The organism is Pseudoalteromonas sp. HM-SA03 (assembly GCF_002289345.1).
In the GTDB taxonomy this organism is placed as follows: domain Bacteria; phylum Pseudomonadota; class Gammaproteobacteria; order Enterobacterales; family Alteromonadaceae; genus Pseudoalteromonas.
Genome location: NZ_NSDG01000032.1, coordinates 1 through 20,976 on the forward strand (window position 1 = coordinate 1; position 20,976 = coordinate 20,976).

Here is a 20,976-nt window from a genome sequence, read left to right on the forward strand (position 1 = left end):
GTGGATGCGCATTATAGGGAAATCCGATTTTAGTGCAACCCCTTTTTTCATTAAAACTTATAAAAAAGGTTAGTTCGAGCAAAAAACAAACGAAACATATCAAAATAGCATATTTTTCACTCTAAAAGATCGAATTGAAGTCACGCGAACCTACATAAACTTTAAGTATCACTGTGGAACAACTGAACAAATGGCGTTATATAACATCTGTTAGCATATCAACTTGCCTACTTACATATAGAAACAAAGTCAGTTCTGCTTTATATAGAGAAGGTGTACGTAAATTATGTGGTAGTGAAAAAGCAAAGCTACTATGAAGCAGTAAGTCTATCCAATAAGCAGGACTAGATACCAAAATGATACCTTTTATCGAAAATATGAATATAGATGCGTTTAAAAAGGTATTGAATACTAACTTTCGATTCTTCTTATTGGTTAGCAGCTATAGTAAAGATTCTGGGATCTAAAGAAACAATGTTTAAGTAAACGAAGATGTGGATAAATCAGTAACAGTGGCGTTTTTGGATAATAAAAAAGGTAAATAAGAAAGATATTAAGAATAAGGAGAATATGCGATATGGAGGCGGAACCCGGAGTCGAACCGAGGTAGACGGATTTGCAATCCGCTGCATGGCCACTCTGCCATTCCGCCATGAAGAATATTGGAGCGAGTAACGAGGTTCGAACTCGTGACCTCGACCTTGGCAAGGTCGCGCTCTACCAGCTGAGCTANCTCCATTTTTCACACTGGTAAATTTAATATGTGAAAAATAAATGGTGCCCGGGGCCGGACTTGAACCGGCACGCTGTTACCAGCGAGGGATTTTAAATCCCTTGTGTCTACCAATTCCACCACCCGGGCATCGGGTGTGAAAGCAGAAATTGGAGCGAGTAACGAGGTTCGAACTCGTGACCTCGACCTTGGCAAGGTCGCGCTCTACCAGCTGAGCTANTTCCATTTTGTATATAAAAACCATATAGATTTGTTATATACAAATCCCGATATAAATGGTGCCCGGGGCCGGACTTGAACCGGCACGCTGTTACCAGCGAGGGATTTTAAATCCCTTGTGTCTACCAATTCCACCACCCGGGCATCGGGCTTGCTTTCGCATGTGGATATGTTGAGAAATGGAGGCGGAACCCGGAGTCGAACCGAGGTAGACGGATTTGCAATCCGCTGCATGGCCACTCTGCCATTCCGCCGCAAATTTGGAGCGAGTAACGAGGTTCGAACTCGTGACCTCGACCTTGGCAAGGTCGCGCTCTACCAGCTGAGCTATNGTTCCATTGTTTAAATCTACTTATTCATTAAGCTTCTTTAAACTTTAACTTGCTAGGTGATGCTATCTAAATTTAATTTAGATGACATACTGCCCTCTCAACACGGACGCATTCTACAGAAGTTCTGGAACGCGTCAACATAAAAAATGAATGTTTTGAATCGTTTGCTCAAAATTTATCTAAACCGCTGGGTTTATAATCATTTCAAGTCAAGAATTAGTCAATTCTCCTTTTGCAGCATAGAGATACTGGATCATAGAAACTAATGTTAGCAATGTCGCGATAGCTAAAAGTGCGTAACTTAGCATTGTCATCCAATCTGATAATTGCCAAATCAAACCTATAATAGCTAACATCTGTGCAGCTGTTTTGAATTTACCCAGCCAAGATACAGCAACACTACCTCTTTTACCTTGTTCAGCCATCCATTCACGCAACGCAGAAATAACTATTTCTCTACTAATAATGACAACAGCAGAAATAGTAATGAAATAATTATCATAATGTGTAGCAAGTATCACTAAAGCAACACTGACCATCACCTTGTCGGCAACAGGATCTAAAAAAGCACCAAATGGTGTTGACTGTTCCAACTTACGCGCAAGATAGCCATCGAGGATATCGGTAACGGAAGCTAACCAGAAAATAAAAGCGGCGGCAAAAAACGCCCATGAATAAGGAAGATAAAAAACGACTGCAAACACGGGAATGAGTAGCAATCTAAATGTTGTGAGCGTATTTGGAATATTCCACATAACTACTTGGTATTGTCTTTTTTTCTATGTTCGCATGATTGCTTAAGCTTTGTCATGCAAATGATTAAATATCTTTTCAGCCATTTCAGGGCTGATCCCAGGAACTTGCTTTAATTGATGTATATTTGCAGATTTAACTCCCTGCATGCCTCCTAAAAACTTAAGTAGTGCCTGACGTCTTTTCTGACCTACGCCTTCAATCTCTTCAAGCACAGATTGCGTTCTTTGTTTTTGTCTTTTATTACGATGCCCTGCAATGGCAAAGCGATGTGATTCGTCGCGGATATGCTGGATAAGGTGTAATGCAGGTGAATCACTTTCAACATTCACCGTTTTACGACCACCATCTATTAGCAATGTTTCTAATCCTGGCTTTCGGCTTGTGCCTTTCGCAACCCCTATCAGTATTGGCATTTTCTTGAGTTGCCAATCAGCGAAGAAAGATTCTGCCCTACCTAACTGCCCCTTACCACCATCAATAAAAATAATATCGGGAACTTTCGCTTCATCCGACATTTTGCCGTAGCGCTTATTTAATGCAAAATCCATCGCTGCGTAGTCATCCCCTGGGGTGATCCCTGTGACGTTATATCTGCGATACTCTCTATTGTTTGGCCCTTGACCATCGAATACAACACACGATGCAACCGTGTTTTCTCCCATGGTATGGCTGATATCAAAACACTCCATTCTTTGAATGTCTGACAGCCCCAGCACTGCTTTTAGCTTGGCATATCGTTTGGTGATTGAGTCTTGTGCATTTTGTTTAACTTCAATACTGTTTTGCGCATTTTTATTTGCTAATGCAAGATATTGGGCTCGTTCCCCACGAACGTTACATTTGAAATTAACTTTGCGCTTCGAAACTTGAGTCAGCGCTGCTTCTAATGCACTTCCCTCTTCTATTTCGAATGGCAATACAATTTCTTTAGCAATTCTAGAGTGGTTACCCGTTGAAATGTAATACTGTCCAAGGAAAGAAGTTAGCACTTCATCTGCGCCAGAATCTTTTGGTACTTTTGGAAAATGTGTTTTCGTCCCAAGTACCTTATGTTCTCTTATCATCAGTACATGAATGGCCACTAAACCGTTCTTCTGCTCATAACCGATAACATCAAGCTCTGCAAAGTTTCCTGCAATGGACTGCTGTTCTTGCATTTGCCTTAGTAAAGCAATTTGATCTCTGTGTTTTGCTGCTTTCTCAAAATCCAAAGACATACTGGCGGTTTCCATTCGTTCCACCAGCGCTGAGATAACGTCCTGTGAACGTCCCGTCAAAAACTGTCGAACCATGGCAACTTGTTCTTGGTATTCTTCGTCGCTTACCTTGCCAACGCATGGTCCTGAACACCTTTTTAACTGATACTGCAAACAAGGCCGGCTGCGTGCGCGGTAATACGCATCTTCGCATTGCCTAACAGGGAAAATCTTCTGCATTAACCTTAGACTTTCCGATACCGCAGCACTGCTAGGAAAAGGACCAAAATATTCGCCTTTTTGCTTTCTACTACCACGATGAAATGCAAGTCTTGGATGTTGATGGGCGCTCAGGAAAATATACGGATAACTTTTATCATCTCTTAAGAGGATGTTATATCGTGGTTGGTATTTTTTAATTAAGTTATTTTCTAAAAGCAGCGCTTCGGTTTCGGTATTCGTTAACGTTACTTCAATATGGTCAATATTACTGACTAATACTCGTGTTTTACTATCAGTGATATTTGAACGGAAGTAACTAGAAACTCGTTTTTTGAGGTTTTTTGCTTTACCAACATAGATAACCTGGTCGTCCACATCGTACATGCGGTACACACCAGGTTCTGTTGTTAATGTCTTGAGGAAAGGTTTGTAGTCAAATTCAGTCATTTAAAAAAACTTAATAACTGCTATCTATATCGATCATTTTATGGCGAATAGCCAAGTGGGTTAATTCCACATCACCGCTTACATTGAGCTTTTCAAACATGCGATAGCGATAGCTATTTACCGTCTTAGAGCTTAGATTCAAGCGATCTGCAATATTTTGTGCTTTCTCACCTTTAGTGATCATAAGCATGATCTGCAATTCTCTTTCCGATAGCGATTGGAAAGGGTTTTCGTCATTGCGACCACTAAATTGTGCAAGGGCAATTTGCTGAGCAATTTCTGGCGCAATATAACGCTGGCCGGCATTTACCGCACGGATTGCATTGATCATTTCATCGGGGCCTGCACCTTTTGTTAGGTAGCCATGCGCACCAATTTGCATTACTTTGCTTGGGAATGGGTCTTCACAATGTACGGTAAGCACAATAACTTTTACATCTGGACAGTAACGACAAATCTTTTTGGTCGCTTCCAATCCACCAATACCAGGCATGTTCATGTCCATTAGCACAATGTCAGGCTCACTTTGGCGACAAAAGGTTACGGCTTCTTCACCAGTTTTGGCTTCTCCTACCACTTTAAAGCCACGCACATCATCTAAAATGCGTTTTATGCCAGTCCTGACAAGTTCATGATCATCAACTAAAAGCACATTAATCAATGGCACACCCTCTACATATATATTGGTAAAAGGAGCGAAGCAACCAACAGCCTCGCTTCCAGATGTTTGAGATTACCACATATTTTTTAAAAGCATAACGATAGAAACGAGAGAAAAATACAATTTTGATATGAATTAACCAAATAGTTAATTCATGGAAGAAGCTGACTGATTATAATTTCACCGCTTTGTGATTTTAACGGCAGTCGCTACAGCATTTTAGCCATAGCGACTTATAGTAGATTAAATTTTATATGGCTCAGCTTTGCTTTGAAAATTTATCAACCCAAAGTGCAATAACACCGTCACCGGTTACGTTACATGCTGTACCAAAACTATCTTGCGCTAAATACAAAGCAATCATCAATGCCACTGCGCCCTCATTAAAACCAAGCATACTGGTCAATAGCCCAAGCGCAGACATAACCGCGCCACCCGGCGCACCAGGGGCAGCAATCATTACGACACCAAGCATAAAGATAAATGGCAACATTTCCGACAATGACGGTACAACCATCTCAGGAGAAAGCAGCATCACAGCCATTGCGCAAGTTACTATGGTAATAGTCGACCCTGACAAATGGATGGTGGCACAGAGTGGTACGGTAAAATTAGCAACCTCTTCGTTAACATTATTAGATTTACTTGCACGAAGAGACACGGGAATAGTTGCCGCGCTCGACATAGTACCAATAGCGGTAAAATACGCAGGTAGCATATTTTTGATTAATTCCAATGGATTTCTACCAAGTAACAGGCCGCTCACCACAAACAAGGTGCTTAGCCATAGCCAATGCATAATAATCGCAGCAAGCAATACCACGCCAAACGTACTCAGGGTGTCGAATACTGTACCTGCTACTGCCATTTCAGCAAAAACACCTGCGATGTAAAGCGGTAATACTGGAATAATAACTTTCGCGAGCAGTGCATCTATCACATCTCTCGCTTCGTCAGTGACGCCTTTAAGTTTAGTTAAACCGCACTGGCTCATCCCAATACCAAAGATAAATGCCGTTGCAAGTGCCGTCATCACTCCCATGAGCGGAGGGATCTCGATATTAATAAAGCTCTCAATATGAGATTCTTCCACGGTTTGATAAGCAACACCACCGTCAAAAAATGGAATGAAAGCATTAACTAATAGAAATGCTAATGTGCCAGCAATAATGGTTGACCCATAAGCAAAGCCGACTGTCTTACCAAGCAAGTGGCCCGATCCCTTTGGTAAGCCTGCTATACCTGAAGCAATAAAAAGCAGGATTATCAGAGGAATAGTAAAGCTGATAAGTTGCCCTATGATCACCTTGAAGGTGTATAAGAGCTCAACTAACACAGTCGGCAAGTACAGACCCGCCAACATACCAGCGACGATACCCGCCACTAGCTTCAATATAAGAGACATAGTTACTTCCTAGCAGATTTTCAAAGGCGTTGTTGTAACATGTTTTTGACCATCTTTGCTATTAATTCGATGGAGATAAATCGATTTGTACATTTTATGTATACATATTCGCCACCTAACGTAAATAATTGCAACTTGACGAAAATCAATTGTTTCAGTTTATTGCGTATTATCTAATACTGGCAAAGTCTCTGTAAAATAATTAAATTCATGCTTAAAGCTGTAACCTACTCTTTTGTCGCGCTTAGTCTATCCAGTCCAGCATGGGCACTAGACCCAAATAAAATCCCATTTATCGATAGTTCTGCAAAAATTGATGGTGTACTTGAAACCGAAATTTGGCAACGTGCATTAGAAATAGATATCAACAACATCACTTGGCCATACGAGAACCAATCAAGTCCAGTACAAACTAAGGCTTACGTATATGAGAATGGTCAATCTTTATTTATTGCTTTTGATGCAAAGGACCCTAATCCTGAATTGATCCGCGCATTTTATCGTGACCGTGACCGCGCCTGGGAAGATGATCTTGTCGGCATTAAAATTGATTCATTTAACAACGCCCAAAGCGCTTACCAGTTTTTCATCAATCCACTAGGTGTACAACAAGACTCAATTGAAAACGAACTCACTAAAAGTGAGAATGGTTCTTGGAATGGGATCTGGGATAGCGTCGGAAAAATCAATAAAGACGGTTATGTTGTTGAAGTTGAAATCCCACTTCGTGTATTAAATTTTAACGACTCTCTCGCAAGCAAAACCATGGCTTTAGAGTTTCTGCGTTTTTATCCAAGAAATGAAAGGTTACGTATCTCCAGCATGCAATTGCAACATGCAAATTCTTGCTGGATCTGTCAAATGCCAAAATATCAAGGATTTGCTAAGGCTAAGCAAGGTAATAACTTTGCCGTTATTCCAACACTAGTCACCAATAGGCAAGAGTCTCGCGACATAGATGATGGTATCGCAGAGCCATGGCAAGCCGACAATAATGTCGAGCCGGGCTTAGACGTAAAGTGGGCTATCACGCCAGACACGACGCTAAACGCAACACTAAACCCTGATTTCTCACAAGTTGAAGCTGACACAGGACAATTGAGCGTTAACAATAGCTTTAGCCTATTTTTCCCTGAAAAACGGGCGTTCTTTTTAGATAATTCCGATTACTTTTCTTCTCACCTTAACCTTATTCACACTCGGAACATTTCAGCTCCCGATTATGGTGTCAAACTTACCGGTAATAAAAACGGTCACACTTTTGCAGGATTTATTGCCAACGATGAAAGACTCAATGTCGTTGTTCCTGGAAATTTGGGTTCGAGTGTTGTTTCATTAGAGAGAAAAAGCCAAAACATGGCACTTAGATATCGTCATGACCTAAACAAAACCTTGTCTGTAGGCGTGACATCGACGATGAGGCAAAGCGACGACTATCGCAACCAAGTTGCAAGTATAGACGCCAAATACAAGCCAACAGATAACGATACCTTACAAGTGCAGTTAATTGGCTCAGATACAGACTATGATAGCGCTTTCGCTGAAGCGTTATGTGATAGTACGCTCACTGAGTGCGACCTAAACGAAAGTGTACTCAGAGTGATTGACGAAGATGATCGCGGTGCTGGCTATTACGTTAATTATGAACACAATCGCAAGCATTGGAAGGCATTTACCAGCTATCAAGCTCGCGATGCAGCACTTAGAACCGATATGGGCTTTATCACTCAGATCGACTTTAATAAATTTCTTTTCGGCGGTGAGTACCGTTGGTATGGCGATGACAGCAACTGGTGGAACCGTGCACGTTGGTACGCCGACTGGGATATTTCCCACAACGAGCAAGGCGAATTATTAGAAAAAGAAGTGCAAACCAACTTTGCAGTTGACGGCCCGTTGCAAAGCTTTCTTGATTTCGGTGTTGAACATAGAAAACGCACTGGACTGCGACATGATGAAACCCGTTTAGCGATTGACGGCAATACCGATCTATTTACCGAGAATTCACAGTGGACCTATATGGAGTTCAAGCCAATGGCCGGCGTTTTCGCAGGTTTGAACTTAAGTAAAGGAAACCGCGTTGACCTTGCAAACAACCGTGTTGGTGATTTGTATTTCGCCCGTCCGGTTATTAACGTCAATTTTGGCAAACATTTTGAAGTTAGATTACGCCACACATACGAAAAAATGAAAGCAGATGGCGCGGAAGTTTATACCGCAAATCTGAGCGATATCCGCCTGACTTACCAATTCAACATTAATAGCTATTTGAGATTGGCAATCATCAATACAGATATTTCGAGAAACCAGAGCAATTATAGCGATGATGTTGATGCGACTTATAAAAGCATCAGCACCCAACTGCTCTATTCCTATAAACTAAACCCACAAACCGTTTTCTTTGCAGGCTATTCCGATCATGGTTATCAAGACGATGATTTGTCAAAAATAACTAAAGACGAAAAGACGGTATTTATGAAGTTCAGTTATGCTTGGTTGATTTAAATATCAACCTTTAAATAACTATTGGCTATAAGCAAATTTGATATATCTTATAGCCAATCTTTCCTTTCGTTTTGCGAAATGCGCAGTAAAGTGATGGAATATAAGCAAACCTAGATTAGGGAACACAAATGACTAAAGTATATGCAGATAACAGTCTAACTATCGGTAATACACCGCTGGTTAAAATCAATCGCGTTTCTGGCGGCAATGTTTACGCAAAAGTGGAAGCGCGTAACCCAAGCTTCAGCGTAAAATGCCGTATTGGTGCATCTATGATCTGGGAAGCTGAAAAGGCAGGTCTTCTTAGCGAAGGTAAAGAGCTTATTGAACCGACTTCAGGTAATACTGGTATTGCATTAGCTTTTGTTGCTGCTTCTCGTGGTTATAAATTGACGCTTACAATGCCAAATACGATGAGCCTTGAGCGTCGTAAACTGCTAAAAGCACTTGGGGCAAATTTAGTGCTAACAGAAGGCGCTAAGGGCATGAAAGGCGCAATTGAAAAAGCAAATGAAATCCAAGCTAGTAACCCTGAGAAATACGTGTTACTACAACAGTTTGAAAACCCAGCAAACCCAAAGATCCACTTTGAAACAACGGGTCCAGAAATTTTTGATGCACTTGAAGGTAATATCGATTACTTCGTTGCGGGCGTTGGTACAGGTGGCACGATCACCGGTGTTTCACGCTATCTGAAAAATGAAAAAGGCCTAAATGTTAAGTCAATTGCTGTTGAACCAGTTGACTCACCGGTTATCACTCAAACCCTTGCAGGTGATGAAGTAAAACCTGGCCCACACAAAATCCAAGGGATCGGCGCTGGTTTCATTCCAGGCAACCTAGATATTGAGCTGATTGATGGCGTTGAATTGGTGTCGAATGAAGATGCAATAGCAATGGCACATCAGCTGATGAAAGACGAAGGTATTTTAGTGGGTATTTCTTCAGGTGCAGCCCTAGTTGCCGCAAAGCGAATTGCCGAGCAACCTGAAAATGCTGATAAAAACATAGTGGTTATTTTGCCAAGCGCTGCTGAGCGTTACCTAACTAGCCCACTTTTTGCAGACACATTCTCTGAACAAGAATTAGTGCAGTAAGAGTAGAGCTTCATATTCTAGATTACCAAGGGGCATCACTGCCCCTTTGTTTTTTATATTATTCCTTTTAATTTCATCTACCTTCACTACACTTTATCTATTCGCTACTCTTTTTTTGATTTCGATGATTGTTAAGACCTTATTGCTCATGCATTTTCTCATGTTTAGTAGCTTCACCCATGGAGAGAATTTAAACGTCGCCTACTTTAAGAGTGGTGAATTTCGTCTTGTTTCTGGAGAAAAGTATCGAGGGGGTTATCTATACAATAAGAAAGGCAAAAATGCCTTCATACACCTTGTGACATTAGATTGGCCACCTTATATCGGCGCAAACCTCTGCAATAAAGGTTGGGCCTTTCAATTTGCCGTCGCATTGCTTACCGACTTAGATTATCAAGTGTATGTCGAATTTTTACCTTGGGCTCGTGCCGTAAGAGCCGCGGAAACAGGCAAAGCCGATATTTTATTCCCAGAATACTATATTGAGGATTCAGCACCATCTGACAATCACAAGAATAAGACTCGTAGAGAGCTACTTGCTTTATCTAATGCTTTTCCTGGTGGTGAAATCAGCTTTTTGAAGCGAAGAGGTGAAGAAGACCGTTTTGATGGCAATCTAAACTCAGTTAAGAACGAGCTCATTGGTGTCGTGAGGGGCTATCAGAATACCCCTGAGTTTGATGCTATGATGGATAATGGTGAATTCGTTACAGTAGAAGCCGTGAATGATTTACAGCTGGTGAAGTTACTCGTCGGCCAACGCGTAAATTTAGTAATAGGTGATCCAAAGGTGCTACGCTTTACGGTCAATTATTCAGACTTACCAAGAGCTGAGAAAATTGAATTACTGAGAAATATTGAAAACGTGACACCGCCTATAAAGTATAATCACCTTCACTTTGCGCTTAGCAAACAAAAGCCACATTGGCGTGAATTGCTCAAAGACATCAATCGCAATCTCTATCAATTTGAAAACAGTGGTGAAACACAAAGAATGATCGAAATGGTCAGTAACGAGTGTTATTAACCTCTACAAAGAGCTTTACGCCTAAGCACCGCGGTTTGTTCAATACTTCTGCTTAAACAACCGCATTTTTAGCTAAAATACGCTTAGGCAATCGCTTTAGTTAATCCCTAAATACTTATGCACTTGAACTGATAAGCGCCAATTTTTCGCTTTGCAATTGTCTATTGCAAGCTTAGTAGCTTTGGCTTTTTGGCTGATTGGCTGAAGATAAACTAGCTTTGGCTCAACTCCAGTTTGTGCAAATAGCGATTCCAATTCCTCAATATGCTTTTGCATCGCGACTGGATGCTTTATCTCATTGGCACGAGCCATTGCACTCGGAAGTACTTTGTAACCTCCACGCATATTAATTTTAGGCGACACAGTAACCCAAGTTTCAGCTGGCGCAAGGATCTCGAATGTACCGCTAGTTTCAATCTGTGTGCTGTACCCTTTACTATGTAATAACTCGCATAACGAGCGAAGATCAAACATACAAGGTTCACCGCCGGTGATCACAACATGCTTGGCTTGGTAGCCACGCGCCTCGAAAATCGCCAAGATCTCGTCAGCACTCGCATTCGCCCACCACTCTGAGTCAGCCTTTTTTTCTACAGTGTTATCCAATGAAACAATAAAACTGTCGTTGGTTTCCCAGGTTTGTTTGGTATCACACCAAGCGCAACCTACTGGACAACCCTGCAAACGTAAAAAGATTGAAGGCGTACCAGTGAAGCTTGCTTCACCCTGAATTGTTTCAAATATTTCGTTAACCTTATACAAAATGGCCCCGTGTTTAAGATAAAATTGTCGAAAAATACCGCGAGAAAATTGTCATTTCTCCAGCGGCCGTGTAGTATATCGCGCCCTGAAGTAAACCTCTATCAAAATCGAGGCAAATCACCTATGAGCGAAAAAGTTGTCGTAATCTATTCTGGCGGAATGGACTCTTATACCGTATTAAACAAAGCTGTCCGTGAGGGCCATGAGGTTTATGCACTGTCTTTTAACTATGGCCAGCGACATGTAAAAGAGCTACAAGTTGCTGCTGACGTATGTGCAAAACTCGGCGTTGCTCATAAGGTCGTTGATATTTCGGCTATCAATCAATTATTGTCAGGCTCTAGCCTAACAGATGACATCGACGTGCCAGAAGGCCACTATGAAGAAGAGAGCATGAAGAGCACAATTGTGCCTAATCGCAATATGATTTTGCTTTCTCTTGCGGTAGGTTACGCTGTCTCTCTAAAAGCAAATAAGGTATTTTACGGTGCCCACTCTGGCGATCATGCAATTTATCCAGATTGCCGCCCAGAGTTCGTTAAAAAGATGGATGATGTTTGTCGCATTGCCAACTACGACGCCGTTGAAATTGTCAGTCCTTACCTTAACAACTCAAAAATTGATATCCTGACTGATGGTCTAAAAATGGGTTTAGATTACGCTGATACTTGGACGTGTTACAACGGCCGCGAAAAAGCATGTGGTAAGTGTGGTGCTTGCCAAGAGCGTCTCGAAGCGTTTGAGCTAAACCACGCAACAGATCCGCTCCCGTACGAATAACAGTATCGAAAAAGGCCTCTGTTGAGGCCTTTTTCATATTCTTTTCAAGTGCTTCACTTTACCGGAAGCGTCACACCTTCAAAGAGCTTGTCGATATCATCTTGATTTCGTAGCAAACTTGCACGCTCTACCACATCTTTTGTGAGATGCGGTGCAAATCGCTCAATAAAATCGTACATGTAGCCTCTTAGGAAGCTTCCTTTTCTGAAACCGATTTTCGTCGTACTTGCTTCAAATAAGTGACTCGCATCGATACAAACTAAGTCGCTATCAGACTTTTCATCAAGTGCCATTGACGCTAATACGCCAACACCGAGCCCTAATCTTACATAGGTTTTAATCACATCAGCGTCTGTTGCAGTAAACACGATGTGTGGCTCCAAACCGTGAGCATTAAATGCTTTATCCAGTTCTGAGCGGCCAGTAAAACCAAATACATAGGTGATCAACGGATATTTAGCGACGTCTTGCACCGTCAGTGCACTGCCTTTTTGTGCAAGAGGATGGTCTTTGGCGACCACAATACTGCGATTCCAGTGATAGCAAGGTAGCATGACCAGATCACTGTACAAATGCAATGCCTCGGTAGCGATAGCAAAGTCAGCATCACCTCGAGCGGCAGCATCAGAGATTTGCTGTGGCGTACCTTGATGCATGTGTAGAGAAACCGCAGGATATTTTTTCATAAACCCTTGGATCACAGGAGGTAACGCGTAACGAGCTTGTGTATGCGTCGTTGCGATGTTTAGTTTACCTTGATCTGGTAATGTATGCTCATTTGCAACCGCTTTGATCCCTTCCACTTTAGAGAGGATCTCACGAGCAATATTAATAATTTCATTACCCGCGCCCGTAACATGCGTTAAATGCTTACCGCTACGGCCAAAAATTTGTACCCCCAACTCGTCTTCAAGCATGCGCACTTGCTTTGAAATACCAGGTTGAGAGGTATATAAACTTTCCGCCGTCGCTGACACATTAAGGTTGTGATTCAACACTTCGACGATATATCTCAATTGTTGTAATTTCATATTGCTTTTATTCTTATGATCTCTTGATGTTGAGCATCAGCCCATAGCAAAACCGCTTTTTGTTAGCGAGTTTAGTGCAAAGCGATAAAAACCGCCTGTTACGACCTTATGTAGGCTAGCACATTTGGTAAAAATGAGGTAGCCAAGAGGTACTAAATATCAGCATTTTCACTGACGCACCGACAGTCATTTGGCCAAATAGCGAATATTTTGACACGCTTTTGCAAACTCTCGAGCTAAATCTGGCGACTATCTTTCACTAAAACTAACCGCTCATTTAGGCATCGACTATACTAAAAAATAATGAATTCTTTATCTTTTTTACAGGTTATTGTCGTAAACCTGTTCAGAATAGTACGAATTCATGTAAGATTAAAAAATTACACTGGTGGTTACATGAAAGAGATTTCAGTATGTTTGTTTCTATTATAATAATGTTGATTGTTGCACTTATCGTCATAGCAGTTTGGGTAAGCGCTATCCAGCAACATAAAGAGAAACAAGAAGCGGAGAGACGCAAAGAACTTGCTAAGCAAAAACGCGTAATAGAAGAAGCGGAAGACGTCATCATGAATGGCAGCAATATTCCGATGTCTGAAGTCATGATCCGTATCATTCAGCGCCGCGTGCACGACGCCTTAGTCGCAATGGTGGAGTTGTCTCCGACTTCGAAAGAATTAAAAAGTCGCTTACACGAGTCGCAAGAGCGCTTAAATACTCAGCCAGAAAAAACAGCAGACTCAGACTCGATAGCACTTCCTGACAACGACAAACAAATTATCGCACTAGTTCAAGGCATAAAGAAATTACGCCAACTGCTGCGCTCTGAACATAGTAAAGGCAAAGTAGACACTCAACTGTTCGTTAATGAAGACCGTAGGCTGGAGCGATTTCAGCTTAAAATCAATGTAGAAAGCCAGATAAAACGAGGGCTTTCAGCGAGAACCGCAAACATGGTCGGTTCAGCAAGACAATACTTTGAAAAAGCTTACGCTACAATTTGCGCCGTCTCATACAATGATGACTATGTAAAAGAGAAAAAAGCACAGCTCGAAGGTTATTTAGAAGAGATCAGCAGTGAACTTAGAGCGTCTAACGCATCAGCGGTGAAAAAGAAAGCAGAGCAAGAACAAGACGACTTGGACGTCCTGTTTGCACCGAAGAAAAAGTGGTAACACCATAATTTACGTAAAAGGCTGGTCTCCCAGCCTTTTTTATTACAAAGAGAGTAAACCCACTTGCTTAACCAAAAGCAAACTTTACGATAAAGAGTACAGTCAGTACCCAAACGCTGATACTGATTTCATTTGCTTTGTTACACACCAATTTAACTGCCGTATAAGAAATAAAACCCAAAGCAATACCATGTGCGATTGAAAACGTAAGCGGTGTCATCAGTAACACAACACTGACCGGAATAGCATCGCTCATTTCATCCCAATTAATCAACTTTAGGTTTTGTAGCATTAATACCGACACATACAGTATCGCGCCTGCCGTCGCATATGCAGGAACCATTTGTGCCAGTGGCGCAAAGAATATCATGAGTAAGAAGCAGATCCCCACGACCACGGCCGTCAACCCTGTGCGACCACCGACAGATACACCCGACACTGATTCAATGTATGAAGTCGTCGTTGAAGTACCGAGCACTGAGCCTGCAATCGTCGCTGTACTGTCAGCTGACAATGCCCTACCCAGCCTTGGCATACGGCCATGCTCGTCAGATAATCCAGCCTTTTGCGTCACCGCAACCAATGTGCCGCTGGTATCAAATAAATCGACAAATAAAAATGCAAATACCACGCTAAGCATGGAAAGCTCAAAAATTCCGCTCAAATCCAACTGCATATAGGTCGGCGCGATGCTTGGGGGCATATCAACAACCCCGTGATAATCTACAAGCCCAAGCCCCCATGCAATACCCGTTACCATTAAAATGCTGATAAGCACGCCACTTTTGACTTCACGGTACATAAGCGCCGCAATCACAAAAAAGCTAACAATGGCTAATAGCGGGCCGGGAGAAGTGATATCACCAAGTTGTACTAATGTCGCATCGCTTGCGATAACAATTTTCGCGTTCTTTAGCGCGATTAAGGCTAAGAATGCGCCAATACCTGCCGCGATCGCACGCTTTAGCACAATGGGAATAGCTTGGATCACCCACTCGCGTACTTTAAATACGCTCAAAAATAGAAATAAACAGCCCGACATAAATACCGCGCCTAATGCACTTTGCCATGTATAGCCCATGCCAAGCACAACACCATAGGTAAAAAAGGCGTTTAAGCCCATTCCAGGCGCAAGCGCTAAAGGATAGTTTGCCCATAGTCCCATAATAAAACAGCCGATTGCGGCTGCGATACAAGTTGCTACAAAAGCAGCGCCGTGATCCATGCCAGCTTCTGCTAGCATTGCAGGGTTTACGAAAACGATGTAAACCATAGTAACGAATGTCGTCAAGCCAGCAATCACCTCAGTTCTTACATTGGTGTGCATAGCTTGCAGTGAAAATAACCGCTCGAGCATAACTAAAATTACAAATTTGAGGAACAAGTGGTTGGATTTTAACACGAATCACTTTAAAACTCGGACAAAATAGTTAAAATTCAGCTACACTCTGTTTATCAACATTATTGCGAATAAAGATATGGATCAAAATAGCACCGACAACTCAGCAAACCATGACTTAGAACAGCAGCTGCTGAATGTGCTTGAATTTGTAACGTCACCATTAAAAGCGGACGCAAAATTCCCAGATCTTCACGACAATACCCAAGCTTTGAAAAAAGGCCTCTATTACCTAAAAGAAAAGTCTTTTCCGCTTGCGGCAAAATGGCTAAGATTGGCAGCGATGTCTGGTGATTTGAAAGCACAGTTCTTTTTGGGTTTGTTGTTTATGAAAGGTCAAGGAGTGCCATCCAGCCCCTTTCATGCAGCCGCTTGGTTGAGTCTGGCCAGCAGCCAAGGACACAAAGGTGCCGAACAAGTACTACTTGATGTTCGCCATTTTCTTACAACTAAGCGTTTTAGAGATGCACAGTGCTATGCTGCAACACTTTACGAGCAGATTCATCAATTACAGCATATTAGCCAATAAATTAAATTTTACTCACCAAAATATAGACTAACCGTAGTTAGCCTCTCTTAAGTAAACGAACACTTTCCCTCTGCTATGAGCAAAATGATACAGTAGAAAAACTACTGTATAGCATCTAAAAAACTTCCTTTTGATTTACTCATACTGAACTTTCATCAATGAAGTTTTCATTTAAAAAACCACAACCCATTGTTTTATTTAAAAATTAAAACTTCATACAAATTAAACTTAAATATTGATTAAAAAGTTAGCAATTTCCCTTGCATTCACACACTGTATAAACTACTGTATACACATACTGTATAGATAACCAGTGAGACAATTATGTTACACAGCAATACACTTCTACAGCCAAACAATTCGACTTATTACACACTTAACGAAATCAATAATGTGATCGTTGAAGATGAGATCGTCGCTAGCTTAGAGTTACTTAAAGTTTTACATAAATGTCAGCATAAACAAGGCTGGACGCTACTCGTTGCGCCCGATAATGTACCAAACAAATCACTGCTAGAAAGTGCCTCAGTTGATGCAAGCAAGTTACTCGTCATTAGGCAAAAGCACATATACGACCTTGAGTATGTACTTAAAAGTGCTATCAGCAATGGTAATTTCGCTGCGGTGGTGATTTGGACTGATATTGCATCAGTGCAAACTATCAACAAAATGGAACTGCCGGTATCTGACGTTGCGATACACTGTTTTCAAAGCGCTTAACAAGCTACAATAACAGGATATAAATTTGTTAAAACTGAAGTTTTTATGTCTTGTTATTGCAATTCATCCCTTCCCTATTCGCAATGTTGTGAGCCGTACCTTAAGGGACAAAAATTCGCAGAGCGTCCACAAATACTCATGCGCTCTCGCTATACTGCGTACTGCTTAAAAGATGCAAAATATATTCATGACACCTACGCCCAGGCTAAACAAGCACAAAATAGTGTCGACGATATTGCTGCATTTGCTAATTATGCACACTTTATAAAATTGGAAGTGCTAGAAGAAGTAGTAGAAGCTACTCAGGGGGTCGTTGAGTTTAAGGCGCACTATATTACAGAAAACACGCACTATATACTCCATGAGCGGTCAAATTTTATCATCGAAGCAGACAGATGGTATTACTTAGATGGTGAATTGTACGATACGCCTGCAACCAAAGTAGGCAGAAATGACCTCTGTCCGTGCGGCAGTGATAAAAAGTATAAAAAGTGCCACGGTAGCTAAAATAGTCTGAACTAGAGATTAGATACAAAGCAATAAAAAAGGCTTGAAACGAGCTAAGGATGATTAAAGGCCGTTTAGCTTATACCAGTTGTATTAAATAAATGATCTATCTTGAAGCGGGGAAATAGCTTTAGTAGCAAGGCAAAAATTTTGCTATTTAGTTGTTCTAAATGAGAAATTTTTAACGAAGCTAATATGCTATTTCACCCTTCAAATTGATTAGAGAATTAATTCAATTGGTATTAGACATGAGGCGCGATAAGCATGGCGTTTTATGTCAATCTAGTAACGAAGCAAACAGCTGTAAAATGACAAGTTTAATACCAGTTGTCTTAAACTTGCTCAATTTGAAGGAGTAAAAGCAGCTGATGTTGTTACGCTGTCGCGCGTAACATACTCTGCATATCTCCCGTTGCAATTTGATCATAGAAACCAGCTGCATCCATTGCTTTATCAGCAACTAAGGCCAGTTTACCTTGCGCACTCGCCAAACGTCTTTTAACCGCTGGTTCCAAATTTTCTGCGACTTCGAGTGGAATATGCTTTTTATCATTTCGTGCGGCAAAAGGTTCTGGATTCAAATTTTCTTGCAACCGCAAGGTCGCCATCGCCCCCATAGATACCAGCTGCGCGTTATGCTGACCAATCAGCATATTGTACTCTTTTGGCGCAAGCGGCTTTTGTGGACCTATTTCAAATTGCTTTCTTAGTGTTTCTTCTGAGTTATCTTTTGCAGCAGCTTCAGATTTTGGTAGTTGAAATTGGCTAAAATCTAATGCATCGGTTGATAGCATAGATAACAGCATGGCAAAATCGGCAGAGCGCGTCTCATGAACACTAATGTTCAATGCCGACCCTAATTGCGACTCACTGATTAAAACGCCATCAACTTGCATGTATTACAACCGATTATTTTGCTAATTATGAATTTATCGGCCTTTTTCCGAAAAACTTTAGTAGTTTTCTTTACTTCGAAAAAAACTTTGTTATTATCACCGCCGTTGTTTAGGAGGGGTTCCCGAGCGGCCAAAGGGATCAGACTGTAAATCTGACGGCTCAGCCTTCGCTGGTTCGAATCCNTAAACAGCAGTTACAATTTCGGAGGGGTTCCCGAGCGGCCAAAGGGATCAGACTGTAAATCTGACGGCTCAGCCTTCGCTGGTTCGAATCCAGCTCCCTCCACCATAAACAGCAGTTACAATTTCGGAGGGGTTCCCGAGCGGCCAAAGGGATCAGACTGTAAATCTGACGGCTCAGCCTTCGCTGGTTCGAATCCAGCTCCCTCCACCACTTTCAAATTGTAACGCTTTAAAATGTATGGAGGGGTTCCCGAGCGGCCAAAGGGATCAGACTGTAAATCTGACGGCTCAGCCTTCGCTGGTTCGAATCCAGCTCCCTCCACCACTTTTAAAGTAAACGCTCCAAATGATGGAGGGGTTCCCGAGCGGCCAAAGGGATCAGACTGTAAATCTGACGGCTCAGCCTTCGCTGGTTCGAATCCAGCTCCCTCCACCACTTTTAAAGTAAACGCTCCAAATGATGGAGGGGTTCCCGAGCGGCCAAAGGGATCAGACTGTAAATCTGACGGCTCAGCCTTCGCTGGTTCGAATCCAGCTCCCTCCACCACCTTCTATTTTGTTATCTCACAACAAGCTTACATATATAAACGAGCTTAAAAACAATCCAAAGCCAAAAATCAAATGTGCTGCCATACTTTTTACCCTTGCCTTATTCGGCTCTGGTAATTTAGATGCTGCGATCCCTGCACCAAAACAGGGTTGCATAATAAAAAATGGAAACACACACGTTATTAAGCCAAAAGCTAACGCAATCAAAAGGCTAGGCTCAGTCAACCAAGGCTTGCCCACGCTCAGAAGTAACACCAAGGCGAATACAATCCCAATGAGATAATGCATGCACCAGCCAATGACACCTTCACCAGATATTGGTTTACTGTGCCCAATACCTTGATGCGTAAGCTGACCTTGACACAAGTGTCCAATCCACCTACCAACCAATGCATAATCTAAGCCCTTTATGGCAAACACGCGACTGAGCATAAATGCCCACAAATCCATAACGAGCGTTGCACCAACGCCAATCACGACTGCTGGCATTAACATCGAATATAGGTTTTCCACTATTTTTACTCCTCTTTTTTACTGATAACCGCTATCCTACTAGTTCAAGTTAACTTTAAGTCAAGGGCAAGAATGGATATCAGTGAAGTTGCAAAAAAATCAGGTTTACCCGCATCCACGCTTAGATATTATGAAGAAAAAGGGCTGATCCGATCGATTGGTCGACAAGGGCTCAAACGTGTTTTCCCGCCTTCAATACTTGAACGTCTAGCGCTTATTACACTTGGCAGAAACGCTGGTTTTTCGTTAGATGAAATAGCAGACATGTTTACCCCCGAGGGTAAAGCAGAGATTGATCGGATGAAGTTACAATCTAAAGCGGATGAATTAAATGAAACCATAAATCATTTAACTGCAATGCGAGATGGCCTCTATCACGCTGCAAAATGCCCTGCGCCAAGCCATTTTGAATGCCCGACATTTAAAAAGTTGTTAAAACGCGCGGAAAAAGCGAGGCCCAACAAATAACAGGCATAAACAGGGTGCTATGCTAATGCTCAATCATCAAGTCACGACCGTGGTCACGTAAATAACGCCGAGCCATTTTATGGTCGTCACCATAGTGCTTTGTTACCAAATGCCAAAATGCGCTATTGTGTGCCATGACATGAAAATGGCAAAGTTCGTGCACTACCACATAATCAATTACCCACTTAGGCGCACCAATCAAAAGCGTATTGAACGCAAGCACGCCTTTAGATGAAAAACTGCCCCAGCGGCTTTTGTAAACGCGTATTTTTAGCGTATCAAAGCGAGCTTGAATATCAGGTTGATACCGCGCAATAACCATATCTACATAGTCATTTAGCGTTTCGCTCAACAGCGCGACTAACTCACGCCATTCATTTTTGACAGCCTTAAGTAACACTCTTTTGTTATCAAAATCAATTACAGAGGTTGTACTTTTGCCTCTATGAATAGTAAAGGTCTCGCCGAATACTTGCACAATTCCTGTTTCAAGCGGCCGAGGGCTCTCAGGTATGACTTTTAGAGCAAGCTTTGATTTTATCCAATCGGATTTACTTTCCACCCAAGTATGTAACCAGCGCTCGCAAACTTGCTCTGGTGCATACACAAATACTTGGCCAGCTTTTATTTTTATCGCAACGCTCTTACGTTTTCGGCTTTTCTTCAATTGATATTGCAAGGTAACAAATTCTTAGCCACTAAAGCATGCATTATAATATGAGCCACTTGTCAGAGTCACTGCAAACGCCATGTAAGATGATGAATTTGATCAACAATGACAATAAACTCATCAATAGTGTGGTTTCTAACACACTATAAATTAGAAAGATTTTTTCGTTAAATCACCGTATTTATTATTTTTGC

19 protein-coding genes and 12 tRNA genes are annotated in these 20,976 nt (G+C 41.7%); 15 read left to right on the top strand and 16 right to left on the bottom strand.

Going from position 1 to position 20,976, the window contains the following annotated elements:
• Positions 1-578: 578 nt before the first annotated feature.
• From CKO50_RS06840 to CKO50_RS06890, 10 genes are all read right to left on the bottom strand, one after another.
• Positions 579-652 (bottom strand) — tRNA-Cys (locus tag CKO50_RS06840).
• An 11-nt stretch (positions 653-663) separates the two neighbouring features.
• Positions 664-737 (bottom strand) — tRNA-Gly (locus CKO50_RS06845).
• A gap of 38 nt (positions 738-775) precedes the next feature.
• A tRNA-Leu gene (locus CKO50_RS06850) sits at positions 776-862 on the bottom strand.
• Positions 863-883: 21 nt separating this feature from the next.
• A tRNA-Gly gene (locus CKO50_RS06855) sits at positions 884-957 on the bottom strand.
• 52 nt (positions 958-1,009) lie between these two features.
• Positions 1,010-1,096: transfer RNA gene (locus CKO50_RS06860), tRNA-Leu, on the bottom strand.
• 36 nt (positions 1,097-1,132) lie between these two features.
• Positions 1,133-1,206, bottom strand: a tRNA-Cys gene (locus CKO50_RS06865).
• 287 nt (positions 1,207-1,493) lie between these two features.
• Positions 1,494-2,039 (bottom strand): CDP-diacylglycerol--glycerol-3-phosphate 3-phosphatidyltransferase, encoded by a 546-nt coding sequence (gene pgsA, locus CKO50_RS06875; protein ID WP_010375584.1) that lies wholly within the window; start codon positions 2,037-2,039, stop codon positions 1,494-1,496.
• 42 nt (positions 2,040-2,081) lie between these two features.
• Positions 2,082-3,905 carry an excinuclease ABC subunit UvrC gene (gene uvrC, locus CKO50_RS06880; RefSeq protein ID WP_095727558.1) on the bottom strand — a complete coding sequence of 608 codons (1,824 nt, stop codon included), beginning with the start codon at positions 3,903-3,905 and terminating at the stop codon, positions 2,082-2,084.
• 10 nt (positions 3,906-3,915) lie between these two features.
• Positions 3,916-4,566 carry a UvrY/SirA/GacA family response regulator transcription factor gene (uvrY, locus tag CKO50_RS06885; protein WP_095727559.1) on the bottom strand — a complete coding sequence of 217 codons (651 nt, stop codon included), beginning with the start codon at positions 4,564-4,566 and terminating at the stop codon, positions 3,916-3,918.
• Positions 4,567-4,825: 259 nt separating this feature from the next.
• On the bottom strand, positions 4,826-5,971 hold the full coding sequence (locus CKO50_RS06890) for a dicarboxylate/amino acid:cation symporter (protein ID WP_095727560.1): 1,146 nt from the start codon (positions 5,969-5,971) through the stop codon (positions 4,826-4,828).
• A 210-nt stretch (positions 5,972-6,181) separates the two neighbouring features.
• Here CKO50_RS06890 and CKO50_RS06895 point away from each other — a divergent pair, with 210 nt between their 5' ends.
• The 3 genes from CKO50_RS06895 to CKO50_RS06905 all read left to right on the top strand — a co-directional run bounded on the left by CKO50_RS06895 (position 6,182) and on the right by CKO50_RS06905 (position 10,600).
• Positions 6,182-8,476, top strand: coding sequence for a carbohydrate binding family 9 domain-containing protein (locus tag CKO50_RS06895; RefSeq protein ID WP_095727561.1), 2,295 nt, complete (start codon positions 6,182-6,184; stop codon positions 8,474-8,476).
• Positions 8,477-8,604: 128 nt separating this feature from the next.
• Positions 8,605-9,573: a cysteine synthase A gene (gene cysK / locus CKO50_RS06900; RefSeq protein WP_095727562.1), complete on the top strand. Its 969-nt coding sequence runs from the start codon at positions 8,605-8,607 to the stop codon at positions 9,571-9,573.
• A 160-nt stretch (positions 9,574-9,733) separates the two neighbouring features.
• Positions 9,734-10,600: an ABC transporter substrate-binding protein gene (locus tag CKO50_RS06905; RefSeq protein WP_095727563.1), complete on the top strand. Its 867-nt coding sequence runs from the start codon at positions 9,734-9,736 to the stop codon at positions 10,598-10,600.
• A gap of 96 nt (positions 10,601-10,696) precedes the next feature.
• Here the strand turns inward: CKO50_RS06905 and queE are convergent, their stop codons facing one another.
• Entirely contained in the window at positions 10,697-11,362 is a 666-nt protein-coding gene (gene queE / locus CKO50_RS06910; RefSeq protein WP_095727564.1) for a 7-carboxy-7-deazaguanine synthase QueE, read from the bottom strand.
• 123 nt (positions 11,363-11,485) lie between these two features.
• Between queE and queC the strand changes: the two genes are divergently transcribed.
• A complete protein-coding gene (queC, locus tag CKO50_RS06915; protein WP_010375567.1) occupies positions 11,486-12,142 on the top strand; it encodes a 7-cyano-7-deazaguanine synthase QueC in 657 nt (218 codons plus the stop codon).
• Between the two features lie 53 nt (positions 12,143-12,195).
• On the opposite strand, the gene cysB is transcribed toward queC, so the two are convergent.
• Positions 12,196-13,173 carry an HTH-type transcriptional regulator CysB gene (cysB, locus tag CKO50_RS06920; protein ID WP_095727565.1) on the bottom strand — a complete coding sequence of 326 codons (978 nt, stop codon included), beginning with the start codon at positions 13,171-13,173 and terminating at the stop codon, positions 12,196-12,198.
• 413 nt (positions 13,174-13,586) lie between these two features.
• Here cysB and CKO50_RS06925 point away from each other — a divergent pair, with 413 nt between their 5' ends.
• On the top strand, positions 13,587-14,348 hold the full coding sequence (locus CKO50_RS06925) for a hypothetical protein (RefSeq protein WP_095727566.1): 762 nt from the start codon (positions 13,587-13,589) through the stop codon (positions 14,346-14,348).
• A gap of 67 nt (positions 14,349-14,415) precedes the next feature.
• Here CKO50_RS06925 and CKO50_RS06930 read toward each other — a convergent pair whose 3' ends face one another.
• A complete protein-coding gene (locus CKO50_RS06930) occupies positions 14,416-15,705 on the bottom strand; it encodes an NCS2 family permease (RefSeq protein WP_095727575.1) in 1,290 nt (429 codons plus the stop codon).
• Positions 15,706-15,826: 121 nt separating this feature from the next.
• On the opposite strand from CKO50_RS06930, the gene CKO50_RS06935 reads away from it, so the two are divergent.
• From CKO50_RS06935 to CKO50_RS06945, 3 genes are all read left to right on the top strand, one after another.
• A complete protein-coding gene (locus CKO50_RS06935) occupies positions 15,827-16,276 on the top strand; it encodes a tetratricopeptide repeat protein (protein ID WP_095727567.1) in 450 nt (149 codons plus the stop codon).
• 324 nt (positions 16,277-16,600) lie between these two features.
• Positions 16,601-16,996 carry a SulA-like leucine-rich domain-containing protein gene (locus CKO50_RS06940; protein ID WP_010375559.1) on the top strand — a complete coding sequence of 132 codons (396 nt, stop codon included), beginning with the start codon at positions 16,601-16,603 and terminating at the stop codon, positions 16,994-16,996.
• A gap of 45 nt (positions 16,997-17,041) precedes the next feature.
• Positions 17,042-17,503, top strand: a complete 462-nt coding sequence (locus CKO50_RS06945) for a YchJ family protein (protein WP_141240126.1) — start codon at positions 17,042-17,044, stop codon at positions 17,501-17,503.
• A gap of 374 nt (positions 17,504-17,877) precedes the next feature.
• On the opposite strand, the gene CKO50_RS06950 is transcribed toward CKO50_RS06945, so the two are convergent.
• On the bottom strand, positions 17,878-18,399 hold the full coding sequence (locus tag CKO50_RS06950; RefSeq protein ID WP_095727569.1) for a VC2046/SO_2500 family protein: 522 nt from the start codon (positions 18,397-18,399) through the stop codon (positions 17,878-17,880).
• Positions 18,400-18,519: 120 nt separating this feature from the next.
• Here CKO50_RS06950 and CKO50_RS23935 point away from each other — a divergent pair.
• The 6 genes from CKO50_RS23935 (at position 18,520) to CKO50_RS06975 (ending at position 19,129) form a co-directional block, all read left to right on the top strand.
• Positions 18,520-18,592: transfer RNA gene (locus CKO50_RS23935), tRNA-Tyr, on the top strand.
• Positions 18,593-18,603: 11 nt separating this feature from the next.
• Positions 18,604-18,688 (top strand) — tRNA-Tyr (locus CKO50_RS06955).
• 20 nt (positions 18,689-18,708) lie between these two features.
• Positions 18,709-18,793 (top strand) — tRNA-Tyr (locus CKO50_RS06960).
• A gap of 29 nt (positions 18,794-18,822) precedes the next feature.
• Positions 18,823-18,907 (top strand) — tRNA-Tyr (locus CKO50_RS06965).
• A gap of 26 nt (positions 18,908-18,933) precedes the next feature.
• A tRNA-Tyr gene (locus CKO50_RS06970) sits at positions 18,934-19,018 on the top strand.
• Positions 19,019-19,044: 26 nt separating this feature from the next.
• Positions 19,045-19,129, top strand: a tRNA-Tyr gene (locus tag CKO50_RS06975).
• Between the two features lie 17 nt (positions 19,130-19,146).
• On the opposite strand, the gene CKO50_RS06980 is transcribed toward CKO50_RS06975, so the two are convergent.
• Entirely contained in the window at positions 19,147-19,644 is a 498-nt protein-coding gene (locus CKO50_RS06980; RefSeq protein ID WP_255229448.1) for a DUF2938 domain-containing protein, read from the bottom strand.
• Between the two features lie 72 nt (positions 19,645-19,716).
• On the opposite strand from CKO50_RS06980, the gene CKO50_RS06985 reads away from it, so the two are divergent.
• A complete protein-coding gene (locus tag CKO50_RS06985) occupies positions 19,717-20,112 on the top strand; it encodes a helix-turn-helix domain-containing protein (RefSeq protein ID WP_095727570.1) in 396 nt (131 codons plus the stop codon).
• Between the two features lie 22 nt (positions 20,113-20,134).
• Here the strand turns inward: CKO50_RS06985 and CKO50_RS06990 are convergent, their stop codons facing one another.
• A complete protein-coding gene (locus CKO50_RS06990; protein WP_095727571.1) occupies positions 20,135-20,791 on the bottom strand; it encodes a M48 family metallopeptidase in 657 nt (218 codons plus the stop codon).
• Between the last annotated feature and the right edge of the window lie 185 nt (positions 20,792-20,976).